The sequence below is a fragment of the Prauserella salsuginis genome, from assembly GCF_024648885.1.
Classification (GTDB): domain Bacteria; phylum Actinomycetota; class Actinomycetes; order Mycobacteriales; family Pseudonocardiaceae; genus Prauserella; species Prauserella salsuginis.
The window spans coordinates 1-12628 of record NZ_JANBBF010000013.1 but is presented as its reverse complement, the minus strand read 5'-3'; the positions used below and the strand labels follow the sequence as shown (position 1 = coordinate 12628).

Here is a 12628-nt window from a genome sequence, read left to right as displayed (position 1 = left end):
CATCGGGAGGCTGGCGACCGTCGACTCCCACGGCGCGCCGCAGAACAGCCCGGTGGGCTACTGGCTCGACCGGAGCGCGAACACGATCGACATCGGCGGCTACAACCTGGCCGAGACCCGCAAAGTTCCGGAACGTCCGCGGCAATCCGTACGTCTGCCTGGTGGTGGACGACCTCGCGTCGGTGGATCCGTGGCGGGTGCGAGGCGTGGAGATCCGCGGCACGGCCGAAGCCATCGAGAACACGGAACCGCCGGTGGGCGTGATGAGCCCCGAGGTCATCCGCATCACTCCACTGTGGATCGGCAGCTGGGGAATCGACGAGGCGAACCCCGGCCTCCACGTCCGCAGGGCCGCCGACGAATCCGTGGCCTGAACCCGGCGGCCCGGGACAGTCCGGTACACCGCTGTCGCGTCCTGCCGCGACACCCGTCGTCAGGGCCGTGATCGGGCCCCGACGCACCGCATCACGACTCGGCGAGCCGGGCGAGGCGGTCGACGGAGGCCTGCAGCTCGGCGCTGGTCGTGGCGCTCGCCCGCGCGAGCCGGTTCTCGTCGGTGAGCTGCGACCAGTCGTAGGTGTGGGTGACCAGCGTGGAAGTGGCGTCGACCGGTTCGAGTTCCCACCGCCACAGGTGCCCCGGCGGCGCGTCACCGGGGTCGGACGGCAGCCACGCGATCCGCCGCCCCTCCGCGAACTCGACCACCCGGTTCTCACGGATGCCACCGTTCGTCAGCGTCATGATGAACACCTCGCCCACCTCGCGCACCCGCTGCCCGGCGGGCGCCTCGGCGAGGTTGTCGTTGCCGTCCCAGCGAGGCTGGAGCGACGGGTCGGCGATGAGGTCGAAGATCCGCTCGGCGTCGGCGGCCACCGTCCGCTGCGCGGTGACGACGTACGGGCTCGGCGTGGTCATGTCCACGATTGTGCCGCCCGTGGCCTACCGGGGCGAGGGGCCACGTGCGGTGTCTCCTACAGGGCGGCCGTCGCCACGTCGGGTCAGCGGCCGAGGTCCTCAGGGTTGCCGCCGACGCGCGGCTGCGACGAGGAGGCCGCCGAGCGCCACGAACACCAGGCCGACTCCCGCGAGTTGCGGATGGGCGCCACCCGTCTCGGCCAACGACGACGGACCGGATTCGTCACTCGATACGTTCTGTGCTCCCTGGTCGAGGGGCGGCTCCGGCGGTCCGGCGCCTCCGCTGGGACCGTGATCGAAGCCGCCGCCCCCGTTGTCCGGCCCCGTCGTCGGGTCCGGGGTCGGATCGGGCGTCGGATCCGGGGTGGGATCCGGGGTGGGATCCGGGGTGGGATCCGGGGTCGGGCCGGGCTCGGTCGGCGAGTTCTCCATGACGACCTCGACCGACAACGAGTCGGCCGAGACCTCCACCGATCCGGGGTCGGCGGCCGTGTAGCCGTCCGGTGCGGCCGTCTCCTCGATGAGATAGTCGCCCCATTCCAGATCCGACCACGTGTACGTGCCGTCGGTCGTTCCCGTCGGCGCTCCGACGGCCGTGTCGGTGGCGGGGTCGAGCTCACCGTCGCCGTCGTCCAGCCAGAGCTGGAACGTCCCGCCGTCGAGCGGTTCGCCGGTGGACTCGTCCCGCTTGCTCAGGGTGATCTCACCGGGAAGTCGCTGGTCGACGACGTCGACGACCGCCGTGTCACCGGCCGTGACCGTTGCCTCCGTGGGCTCGGGAGCCGGGGCGTAGCCCGGCGGAGCCTGCACCTCGGTGACCGTGTACACGCCGGGTTCGACCGCGTCGAACTCGACGACGCCGTCCGCGGTCCCGTCCGGGTCCTGTGGCCCGCCATCGGTCACCTGCAGATCCGGCTCCTCCGCACCCGCGATGGGATTGGGCTCCACGACGAACTCCGCACCCGGCAGGAGCGGCCCGTCGGCGGTGGTGTCGTGCTTGTCGATCCGCAACGCGCCGCAACCGTCGGGCACATCGGCCTGGAGTGGGGACACGTAGTCCTTCAGGTGCGACGTCATCGCCGTCCCGGCTGCGGACCGGACGTTGATCGTGGTGAGCGGAATACCGGGGCACGCGCCGGCTGCGCCGTACAGCGCACTCAGATCGACGGCGACCTCGGCGAACGCGAATCGTTCATAGGTACTGCCGTCGAACGGGTCCTGCACCGGCGCGTCGTTGTTGCTGCTGCCGACGATCGAGCCTGCGGGTGGTGGCCCGAGATCCGTCCAGCTCGCGCCGTCCCATTGATACAGGGTGTCGACCTCGACGCCTTGCGTGCTCGAATGCTGTTCCAACACGAGAAGGTAGTCACCCGCCGTGCGTTGCGGCACCGACATGCCCTGAGCGTTGGTCGTGTTGGGTTGCTGGTTCAGTTCGATCCGGAACGTCGTCGAACCCTGCGAAGCGGAGCGTTCGAACCCGAAGAAACCCCATTGCGATCCGTCCACGAGCCGGCTGTGCAGGTAGACGTTCCCGATGTCGTCGGATGCCGGTTCGACCGCTCCCTGGGCCGGTACCCACGTCTGCGGGTCCTCCTCCTCGGTGCCGCCTCCGAAGTGGATGTCGTCCGGGCTGGCCAACGGGTCAGCGGCTGCCGGCCCACTGACGACGTTCGCCCAGTCGTCGCCGTCCGCTCCGTCGTCGCCCGCGGTGAGATTGCCGTCGATCTCGAACCCGCCGAGCGTCTCCGCCTGCGCCGTACCTGTCATCGTCAACGCCGTCAGAGCCACTGCCAGCAGCAGCGCCGCGCTTCTACGCGGGCCCTTCGATCGGATCGTGCGCACGCTCGCCCTCCCACCAAGATCCGCCTGCACGCTCAGTGTCGAACAGGTCACGCCGCGGCGCAGTTTCACGGCTCGCGTGCAGGTGACGCGTGGGGCTCCGAACATCACGAGGCAGCGCCGGCTCGTTCCCGGGTAGCGTTGCCCACGTGCAGATTCGCGAGTTCACCGATGCCGACTGGGACACCGTGTGGCCGATCGTCCAGGAGGTCATCAAGGCAGAGGACACCTACGCCGTCGAGCCCGATCTGACATCGGAGCAGGCGTACGAGTTCTGGGTGGCGGGCCAGCACACCGTCGTGGCGGTCGACGACACCGGCATCCTCGGCACCGCGCACATGAGCCCGGTCCGCCCGGCACGCGGAAGCCACATCGTGAACGCGAGTTTCATGGTGTCGAGCGCCGCGCGCGGCAAGGGTGTCGGCGAGGCGCTCGTGCGTTATGCGCTGGACCGCGCCCGCGCGGACGGTTACGCGGGGATGCAGTTCAACGCGGTCGTCGAGACCAACACGTCGGCGGTGAAGCTGTACGAGCGGCTGGGGTTCCGCATCATCGGCACGGTGCCCGGCGGGTTCGATCACCCGGTGCAGGGCCGAGTGGGCCTGCACATCATGTACATCGACCTGTGACCGGCGGCGGGTAGCCGCGTCCCGGTCACGCCGTGGCGAGGTGCTTCGCGAACCGCTGTCCGATGCGGTGGTGTGCCTCGCCGTCGGGGTGGAGCGCGTCGGAAAGCGGCAGTTCGTCGTGGTCGTCCGGCCCGTACAGGTCGAGACCGTCCACATAGAACAGATTCGGGTCGTGAGCCGCCCGTTGCTCGACGATCCGTCGCAGCGCGTCGCGGACGACCGTCAACGTCAGCCGCCCCGCCTTGACGTCACTGGGATCGCCGGTGGCCGCGAACCGGATCCGGCCCTCGCGCAACGCCTCCACGTCGAACGTGCCGGGACCCGGCGTGTCCTCGTGGATCGGACAGTACAGCGGCGAGACGACCACCAGCGGCTTCGCCGGGTGACCGTCGCGGACGGTGTCGAGGAAACCGTGGACGGCCGGGGTGAACGCGCGTGTGCGCATGGCGTCGGCGTTGACGAGATTGATGCCGATCTCGAGGCTGATCAGGTCGGCAGGCGTGTCGCGGACGACGCGGGCGGCGAACGGGTCGAGCATCATGGCGCCGCTGTAGCCGAGGTTGATCAGGTCGACTCCGCCGGACGCGGCGGCCAGCGCCGCCCAGGTGGCGGACGCGCTCGCGGCGTTCGATCCCTGGCTGATCGAGCTGCCGTGGTGCAACCACACGCGGCGGCCTGCGCGGGGCACCGGTTCGACGGGCGCGTCGGTGCGCAGGTCGACGAGCTCGGCCTGTTCGTTGTGCGGCAGCCACAGCTCGACGTCCTTCACGCCCGCGGGCAGGCCGGTGAACGCGAGGGTGCCGACGTTGCCTCGTTCGACGTGCGACTGGCCGGTCGTCATGTCGACCTGGATGACGTCGCCGCCGGGCGCGGTGGCCTGCTCGGTGAGCTCCCCGTCGACGAGCAGGTCGTAGACCCCGTCGGGCCGGGACGGGACCCCGCGGATGACCTTGCGAGTGCGGAGGACGTCGAGCTCGATCGAGGTCGCGGAGGTGCGCAACGCGAGGCGCACCCCGGCGGGCTGAACCTCAGCCTGGGCCAACTGAGCACCCTCACCCTGGCCGTCGAAACACTGCCCGCGCGCCCACGAGGGCAACCGGTGCGGCAGCACGCCGCGTTCGGTGCGTTCGAGTTCGAGAGCCCCGAGGACGAGCTCGTCGGCGAGCGGGACACTGACCGGACCGGACGTCATGTCCACACCTTGTCACGCACGGACTCCGCCGCGCATGCGGATATCGCCGCCTCGCCCGGGGCGGAGCCTGCGCCGGGCGGTTCTGGCATTGATCGTCGAAATGTCTCAATGAGCACAGAATTAGTATTTGTGTCGATATTTGACCACGCTTAGCGTTTCCCGGACGACAGGGTCGGCGAGGACCCTGCCCGCGACCGAGGAACCGCCCATGACCGTTGGCCAGGAACGCACCGACGACCGTTCGGTGCACACGCTCTCGACCACCAAGAAGGTGGCGCTGGCCGCAGGCCCGATACTGGGTATCGCCTGCTATCTGCTGTTGCCCGCCGATCTGGCGGCGCCGGCTCGCGCCGCCGCCGGAGTCGGCGTGCTGATGGCCACGTGGTGGATGACCGAGGCGGTGCCGATCCCCGTCACCGCTCTCCTGCCGCTGGTGCTGTTTCCCACACTGGGTGTCCTGGAAACGGACGCAGCGGCCGCTCCGTACGCCAACCCCGTGATCTTCCTGGTGCTGGGCGGCGTCCTGCTCGGCCTCGCCACCCAGCGCTGGAACCTGCACCGGCGGATAGCACTGCGCACCGTTCTGCTGATGGGAACCAGACCGTCACGGCTGGTGTTCGGGCTGATGGTGGCGAGCGCATTCATCTCGATGTGGGTCAGCAACACCGCGACGGCCGTGATCATGGTGCCGATCGGACTGTCCATTTTGCAGCTGGTGTCGAGCCTCGACGAGCGCGCCGCAACCGGGAAACTCGGTTCGGCGATGCTGCTCGGCGTCGCCTACGCCGTCACCATCGGTTCGATGGCGACTCCGATCGGCCAGCCTCCGATGGCGCTCATGAAGGCTTACCTCGCCGCGACCCACGGTTTCGACCTCGGCTTCGGACAGTGGATGCTGGTCGGGGTGCCGTTCGGCGCCGTGTTGCTCGGTGTGGCGTGGCTGGTGCTCACCAAGCTGGTCTTCCGCTCGGAACTGGACGAGATCCCGGGCGGGCGTGGGCTGATCCGGTCCGAATTGGACAAGCTGGGTCCGCTGAGCGGCCCGGAACGCAGTGTGTTGCTCGTGTTCGCGGCGGCGGCCTGCTGCTGGGTCGTGGTGCCCACCTTGGCCGAACTTCCCCTGCTGGCGTCGTGGACCTGGCTGGGCAGCATCTCCGACACCGTCGTCGCCATGGCGGCGGCGATCGCACTCTTCCTGATCCCCGCCGGGCGGCGGCACAACGGACCGTTGCTGGAGTGGAGCGCGACGAGCGAGGTCCCGTGGGGCGTACTGCTGCTCTTCGGCGGTGGTCTCAGCCTGTCGGCGGCGTTCTCCGAAACCGGATTCAGCGAATGGCTCGGCCAGCAGGTGGCCGGCGTGCCGGTGCCCCCGGTGGTGCTCCTGCTGATCGCCGTCGTCACGGTCATCCTGTTGACCGAGCTGACCAGCAACACCGCCACCGCCGCCGCCTTCTTCCCGATCATGGGATCGGTCGCCGTCGGCGTCGGCATGGACCCGCTGCTGATGACCATCGCGGTGGCGATGGCCGTGTCCTGCGCGTTCATGTTGCCGGTCGCCACGCCGTCCAACGCGGTCGCGTTCGCCACGGGAGAGCTGCCGATCAAGCACATGATCCGGGCCGGCGTCTTGATCAACCTCGCAGGCATGGCCCTGATCATGCTCACGATGGTGACGCTCGTGCCGCTCGTCTTCGGAGTGAGCCTCTGACGACGTCCGCACCGGCCCACCCTGTGCAGTACGAACTGACCCCGGGCAATACCCACGGCGCAGCGAGCTCGTCACCCTGAGGCATTCCGGGTGGCTGCTGCCGACGGCAACAGCGGGTCCGCACCCTTTCCCGCCCAGGCTCCGCCGCGCATGTGGACCTCGCCGTCACGCCCGGGCGGAGTTCCACACCGAGGCACGGAACTCCGCCTGGGCGTCGCCGCGGCCGTCCGCCACTGCGAAGGGCACGTACCGGCGGTTCAGCCGACGAGGGCCTGCCAGGTCACCGGCCCGCACACGCCGTCGACGTAGAGGCGGTTGACGCTCTGGAACGAACGGATCGCCGATACCGTCACCGAGCCGTAGTCACCGTCGATGCGCAGGCCCGCGCTGCGGATGTTGAGCGCCGTCTGGGCTGCCTTCACGTGGTTGCCGTCCGAACCGGAACGCGCGGTCGCCACGAGCTTCGCCCACGTCTTCGGGCCGACCTGCCCGTCGACGTACAGCCCCTTCGACGACTGGAACGACTTCACCGCGGAGACCGACACCGGACCGTAGTCGCCGTCGATCACCAGGGAGGTGCCGCGGTGGCGAATCAGGTACTGGATCACCTTGACGACGTCGCCGGACGCGCCGGGATCGATGGCCGGCCAGCCGCCGCCGAGGTCCACGCCACGCGCGCGCATGAACGACACCGGGTCGACGACGCCGTTCAGGCCGCCGCGGTGGGTTTCGAAGTGCAGGTGAGGACCGGTCACATTGCCGGTCGTGCCCATGTCGCCGATCCATTCGCCGGCCGACACCGAGGAGCCCTCACTGACGCGGAACCGGCTCAGGTGGCCGTAGTAGGTGTAGGTGCTGTTGCCGTGGAAGAGGATGATCCCGTTGCCGGTGCGGCCGGAGAGCACGCCCCAGCCGACGCGGTAGGCACTGCCGCCCGCGGCGGCGTACACGGCCGTACCCGTCGAGTTGGTGACGTCCTGACCGGCGTGGGGCACGCCGCCGCGGTCGGCCCCGAAATGCCCGCCTGTCGGGAAGTAACCCTGTGCGGGGTTGCGCCAGGCGCCGTTCTTGAGCGATGCCGCCGACGCCGTACCGGTCGCGCTCATCAACCCGAAGGCCAGTGCCCCGGCTCCCACCGCCGCGCCGGACAGCATCGCCCGCCGCGATACGCCCCGCCGCTCGTCGGATTCGCCGTCCGGTCTGTCGTCCGGCACTCCACACTGCTCACACATGTCGCTGCCCTTCCGTAGCCGGTAACCCTCGTCACGCTACAAATCGGACAAGTCGGGCGACACCTACGAAGGATCCGAGACCATCCGGGGGCCGGTGAACGATGGCGGACCGCCGGTCGAACGACACGCGGCCACGGCTGGCCGGCGCGGGCCTGCGGTTCGCGGCCGACGGCGGCGAACGGTCACGTGGTGGTCGAGCGGGGGCTCAGGACGGCGACGAGGAACTCTGACTCCGGGGAGAACGGCCTCAGATCCCATGTGGACAGCGCAAGCTCGGTGTCGAATCCCGCTTCGGCGGAGTCGGTGAAGAAGTCGTCGGCCGTGTATCCGCGGTCGGTTCCGAAGCCCACGGCGACCCTGCCCTCGGAGGCGACATGCTCGCGGAACCGCTGCAGGACGGTGGCACGGGTGCTGGGTGCGAGGAACGGCATCACGTTCCCCGCGCACACGATCACGTCGAACGGCGTCGTGATTCCCCTGGCGGGCAGGTCGAGTTCCGCCAGGTCGCCGACCAGCCACTGCGGCCCGGGATGGTCCTGCTCGGCTGCGGCGATCAGGGTCGAGTCGACGTCCACGCCGACGACGTCGTGACCCGCCGCTGCGAGCGCAGCGCCGACGCGTCCTGGGCCGCATCCGGCGTCGAGGATGCGCGCGCCGCGCGGGGCCATGGTGTCCACGAGCCGCGCCTCACCCGCGAGGTCCTCGCCTGCGCGCGCGAGGCCGCGCATCCGCTCGACGTACCAGTCGGAGTGGCCCGGGTTCTCGGCCACCTTCTGCATCCAGAGGCTCGTTTCCACCACGAGGCCATTGTCCAGGTGCCGGCCCCGGGAGCCCCTCGCCCCTGCCGAGCCGCCCTGATCCGCGGGCGCCGACCCTCCCGTCGACGGGCTCAGTACGCCTCGGCGGCCCCGTTCCTCCTCGGATCGGCGCACGACCGCAACAGGCCGGACCCCGCATCGAGCGTGACGCCCTCGAAGTTGCCCGTGAGCGAATGCCACGGCCCGAGGTCCGACAGCCATCCCCCGCTGGCGGCCCATCGGCGGCGGAACTCGGTGTCGACGTCGGCGGGGAATCCGTGTTCGAGCGTGACGCCGGGCAGCCATCCGTGCTCGGGCTCGTGCGGGCGGGCACCGAATCGCGGCATCGCGACGACCTCCTCGATGGGCAGGCCGAAATCGACCAGGTGCACGAGGTTCTGCAGTAGGCACGCCACGAGCGAGACGGACGGCGAACCGGACGCGAGCACCGGCCGCCCGGCGGAGAGCAGCAGGTTCGGCGCGAGGTAGACCCGGGCTCGCCGGCCGGGCTCGGGCATTCCACGCTGGAAGAACGACCCGCCGCCGGACAGCTGCGTTCCCTCGGCGAACAGGCCGTTCACCCACGGTGAGGCCATGTGCGAATGCGTGATCGACGCGATGTTGCGCCGCTCGTCCACCACGGTCACGTGGATGGTTCCCGGTGAGGGCATCCGGCCGTGCCGCGGCCCTCCCGCCGGGGCTGGTTCCTCCCCGGTCCGCGCCGGCGCGTAGTAGACGTCGTTGTGCACGCGGGCGAGCAGTTCCAGCGTGTCGGCCGATTCCGTCGCGGGCCCCATCGACGGCACGTCACAGGTCTCCAGCCGGTGCAGCGCATCGACCAGCTGAGCGCCACCGTCGTCGGGCGGGGCCGACGCCACCACCTCCACACCGCGATAGCTGCCACGCACCGGTTCGTACCAGCCCGGTTCGTAGGCGTGGAAGTCGTCCGGGGTGATGACGCCCCCGCCACGGACGCATTCGGAGGAGAAGGCGCGGGCGAAGTCGCCGAGGTAGTAGTCGAGGTCCTCGTCGCGCAGCCGCTGCAGCGTGCGGCCGAGGCGTTCCTGCCGCAGCGTGTCCCCTGGTGCCACGAGACTGCCGCCGGGCAGGTAAGCCTCCCGCGCCTGCGGATGCGCGCCCAGCTCGGCTCGATGCGCGTACAGCTCGCCGAACAGGTACGGATGAACGGGGAAGCCGTCGTGCGCCAGCTGGACGGCGGGTGCCAGCAGCCGGTTCCGGGTCCCCGTGCCGAACCGGGCATGAGCGGCGCGGAACGCGGGCCACCAGCCGGGCACGGGGACGCCGCGGCCGGTGCTCAGGTCGGCACCGCCGAAACCGGCCAGCCGGGTCAGCGGCGCCGCGACGTTGCCGTTGAGATACGACGACGTGGCCGATGCCGCGTCGTGATACAGCATCGACAACCCGCCCGTCACCGCGGTCATATGCGGTTCGACGACCAGTTGGGCCGCGGCGGCCGCCAACGCCGCATCGCATGCGTTGCCGCCCTCCTTCAGCACGTCCGTTCCCGCGCGGACGGCGAGCGGATGCGAGGTGACGACGATGCCGCGGCGGCCCTCGACGGGTTCCTTCCTGCCGAACCGGGCGCGCAGGCCCAGTTCGGCCACGGTGGCGCGATCCATCACGCGCTCCGCACCTCGGTACGTCGTTGTTCGTCGACGGCCGCCGGCATGGCGAACAGCGACACGAGCACCGACACGACACAGATCGCCGTCATGTACCAGCCGAAGGCGGTGTTCGTTCCGGTGAGGTCGAACAGCCACACCGCGACCAGCCCGGCCGTCGACCCGAGCATCGTCGTGCCGATGTTGTAGTTCAGTGCCGAGGCACTCGAACGCACTTCCGGCGGGAAGCTCATCACGTACGCGGTCGTCAACGGCGCGCCGACGAAGTTGTTGATGAACGTGAACGCCACGACGGCGACGATCGCGAGCCCGAGGGAACCCGAACCGATCGCGACGAACGTCGGCACGGTCAGCACCACGAACAGGCCGTATCCGACCACGAGCGGCAGCTTCGCGCCGTAGCGGTCGGCGACCTTGCCGCCCCAGATGGCCGGGATCGGCCCGATCGCGTAGGTGAGCAGTGACGCGAGCAGGGCGTTCGACGCGGCGAAGCCGGCACTGACCATCGCGGTGACGAAGTAGGCCTGGATGACGAACGAGCCGACCCGCTGGCCCGCACCGAGGCCGATCGCCTTCAGCATCTCCCGCCAGTGGTACCGCACCGCGGTGCGGAACGGTGTCTGCTTGACCTTGCTCCGCTTGGCGGCCTCGGCGACCTCCTTGAACTCGGGCGTTTCCTCGACGTGCCTGCGGATGTAGATGCCGATCAGGGCCATCGGGATCGACAGCAGGAACGGGATCCGCCAGCCCCACGAGTTGAACGCCTCTTCCGGCATCGCGGAGATCGCGAGGTAACAGGCCAATGTGGACAGCAAGGGTCCGACGGAGGTGGATGCGACGCTCAGCCCGGCGAGGAAGTTGCGTCGATCCCCGCGGTCGTGTTCGAAGATGAAGTTGGCCGCCGTCGTGTACTCCACGCTCGCACCGATGGCCTGCAACACCCGGCACAGCAGAATGAGGATCGGCGCGAAGATGCCGATCGCCGCGTAGGTCGGCATGAGGCCGATGCCCGCGGTGCCGATGCTCATCACTGCGAGGGTGAGGATCAGGACGAACCGGCGTCCCTTCAGGTCGCCGACCGGCCCGAGCACCATGCCCGCGAGCGGACGCAGCGCGTAGGCGAGCACGACACCCGCATATGTCGACAGCAGTCCCACCGCTGCGTCGCTCTCCGGGAAGAACTGTCTGGAGATGATGACGGCCAGTGTTCCGTACAGACTGAAGTCGTAGTACTCGACGACGTTGCCGAGCATGGCCGACACCAGCACCTTCTTGCGGGCGCGTTCACCCCCTTTCGGCTGCGGTGCGGGGGCGGTCCGCTGCGGATCGTCGACGGTCACGGTGGTCTCCTCCGGGCTCGGGCCCGCACCCATGAGTGCGGGTGCGGGCGGCGGTGTTCAGCGCTGAAACCGCTCCGGGCGGAACGGGGCGAGCATCGGGTGATCGGAGCCGGTGCCGAGCTCGTGGGCGATCAGTTCGCCCGCGATGAGGCCGAGTGTGGCTCCGGAATGAGTGAAGGCGACGTAGCAGCCCGGCGTCTCGGAGAGTCGTCCGAACACGGGCTCCCCGTCGCCGGGGATCGGTTTGGGACCGAGCTTCCACGAGGCCGCGGTCAACCCGGTGTCGCCCGCGAGCACGTTGGCCGCCTCGGCGACGAGCTCCTTCACGACCGCCTCGTCGACCGTGTACTCGCCCGCCGCGGAGATCGCGATGCGGTCGGTGTACCAGTCGTGGTCGAGCGCGAACGTCCCGCCGGGGTTCGGGCGCACGGCCACCCGCGGCGTGTTGAGCACCGCCGGCAACGGCACGGGAGCCGGTTCGGTCACCACGAGCATCGCCGGCGGCGAGGCGCCGGGCACGGTCGCACCCAGCTCCGCGGCGACCTCCGGGGTCTGCGCGCCGCACGCCACGACGACCGTGTCGCCGTCGACGTCCCTGCCGTCCGCGGTGCGGACGCCGGCGGTCCTGCCACCCGCCGTCCGCACGCTCGACCGGCCTGCGCCGGTGACGAGCTCACCGCCCGCGTCGACGAACTCGGTGGCGAGACTCTCGATCAGGTGCGGGAGCGATACCCAGCCCTCACCGGGGTTGTGCACGGCGGGCCCGCTGACGGCTTGCGGATCCACGCCGGGCACCGTGCGCGCGGCCTCGTCGGGAGTGAGCAGGTGCGATTCGTAGCCGTGGCGCAGTTCGGCCTGATGCCGCCCGTGGGCCTCGTCCGGTGACGGCTTCCAGCAGAGACCGCCGTCGAACCGCAACCAGTCACGGGTGGGATCGGCGGCGAAGAGCGTGCGGTACCGATCGATCCCGGCGACGCGCAGCGCGTGGTACGGCGCCGACCGGCTCCCCGCAGAGTTCAGCCATGACAGCGATCGGCCCGAAGCACCGCTCGCGAGCTCGTCCTCGGTCACCAGCACCGTCGGGACGCCGCGGCGGCGCAGGTGCGTGGCCGTCGAGACACCGATGATGCCGCCACCGAGCACGACGACCCGTTCGGCGGGTGCGTTGCCTGTGGGCATGGAGATATCCACCTTCTTCTCTCTGCGATCGCTTCAGCGCCGGGTCGGGTGGCTGTGGGCGCGTTCGACGAGTTCGAGGACCTCGACCGCCTCATGCGGGTCGACCGGCACCTCGCCCGTGCCGGCAATGGCCTCGGCGAGCCGGCGGTAGAAC

Annotated in this window: 11 protein-coding genes; 3 read left to right on the top strand and 8 right to left on the bottom strand. The window is 70.0% G+C overall.

Annotated features, from left to right (window positions below):
- The first annotated feature begins 161 nt into the window (after positions 1-161).
- Positions 162-374, top strand: a complete 213-nt coding sequence (locus tag LY40_RS20350; RefSeq protein WP_258937860.1) for a PNPOx family protein — start codon at positions 162-164, stop codon at positions 372-374.
- A gap of 91 nt (positions 375-465) precedes the next feature.
- Here the strand turns inward: LY40_RS20350 and LY40_RS20345 are convergent, their stop codons facing one another.
- Positions 466-915, bottom strand: coding sequence for an SRPBCC family protein (locus LY40_RS20345; RefSeq protein WP_258937859.1), 450 nt, complete (start codon positions 913-915; stop codon positions 466-468).
- A gap of 99 nt (positions 916-1014) precedes the next feature.
- Positions 1015-2757: an MSCRAMM family protein gene (locus LY40_RS26435; protein WP_258937858.1), complete on the bottom strand. Its 1743-nt coding sequence runs from the start codon at positions 2755-2757 to the stop codon at positions 1015-1017.
- A 146-nt stretch (positions 2758-2903) separates the two neighbouring features.
- On the opposite strand from LY40_RS26435, the gene LY40_RS20335 reads away from it, so the two are divergent.
- Positions 2904-3383, top strand: coding sequence for a GNAT family N-acetyltransferase (locus tag LY40_RS20335; protein ID WP_183780217.1), 480 nt, complete (start codon positions 2904-2906; stop codon positions 3381-3383).
- A 25-nt stretch (positions 3384-3408) separates the two neighbouring features.
- Here the strand turns inward: LY40_RS20335 and LY40_RS20330 are convergent, their stop codons facing one another.
- Complete coding sequence (locus LY40_RS20330) at positions 3409-4575, bottom strand: GDSL-type esterase/lipase family protein (RefSeq protein ID WP_258937857.1); 1167 nt, start codon at positions 4573-4575, stop codon at positions 3409-3411.
- 208 nt (positions 4576-4783) lie between these two features.
- Here LY40_RS20330 and LY40_RS20325 point away from each other — a divergent pair, with 208 nt between their 5' ends.
- The gene (locus LY40_RS20325; RefSeq protein WP_183780222.1) at positions 4784-6283 is read left to right on the top strand and encodes an SLC13 family permease; all 1500 of its coding nucleotides are present in this window, start codon (positions 4784-4786) and stop codon (positions 6281-6283) included.
- Positions 6284-6540: 257 nt separating this feature from the next.
- On the opposite strand, the gene LY40_RS20320 is transcribed toward LY40_RS20325, so the two are convergent.
- From LY40_RS20320 to LY40_RS20300, 5 genes are all read right to left on the bottom strand, one after another.
- Positions 6541-7497 (bottom strand): peptidoglycan-binding protein, encoded by a 957-nt coding sequence (locus tag LY40_RS20320; RefSeq protein WP_308216685.1) that lies wholly within the window; start codon positions 7495-7497, stop codon positions 6541-6543.
- Between the two features lie 200 nt (positions 7498-7697).
- Positions 7698-8315, bottom strand: coding sequence for a class I SAM-dependent methyltransferase (locus tag LY40_RS20315; RefSeq protein ID WP_258937855.1), 618 nt, complete (start codon positions 8313-8315; stop codon positions 7698-7700).
- Positions 8316-8404: 89 nt separating this feature from the next.
- Positions 8405-9952, bottom strand: coding sequence for a gamma-glutamyltransferase (locus tag LY40_RS20310; protein WP_258937854.1), 1548 nt, complete (start codon positions 9950-9952; stop codon positions 8405-8407).
- Positions 9952-11295 (bottom strand): MFS transporter, encoded by a 1344-nt coding sequence (locus tag LY40_RS20305; RefSeq protein WP_258937853.1) that lies wholly within the window; start codon positions 11293-11295, stop codon positions 9952-9954. The genes LY40_RS20310 and LY40_RS20305 overlap by 1 nt, the downstream gene beginning before the upstream one ends.
- 57 nt (positions 11296-11352) lie before the next feature.
- Entirely contained in the window at positions 11353-12474 is a 1122-nt protein-coding gene (locus LY40_RS20300) for an NAD(P)/FAD-dependent oxidoreductase (protein WP_258937852.1), read from the bottom strand.
- Positions 12475-12628: the final 154 nt, after the last annotated feature.

Bases quoted from the DNA above. Each gene is read 5' to 3' on its own strand.
- LY40_RS20325 (WP_183780222.1), top strand. From the start codon at position 4,784: ATGACCGTTGGCCAGGAACGCACCGACGACCGTTCGGTGCACACGCTC.
- LY40_RS20300 (WP_258937852.1), bottom strand. From the start codon at position 12,474: ATGCCCACAGGCAACGCACCCGCCGAACGGGTCGTCGTGCTCGGTGGC.
- LY40_RS20330 (WP_258937857.1), bottom strand. From the start codon at position 4,575: ATGACGTCCGGTCCGGTCAGTGTCCCGCTCGCCGACGAGCTCGTCCTC.
- LY40_RS20345 (WP_258937859.1), bottom strand. From the start codon at position 915: ATGACCACGCCGAGCCCGTACGTCGTCACCGCGCAGCGGACGGTGGCC.
- LY40_RS20310 (WP_258937854.1), bottom strand. From the start codon at position 9,952: ATGGATCGCGCCACCGTGGCCGAACTGGGCCTGCGCGCCCGGTTCGGC.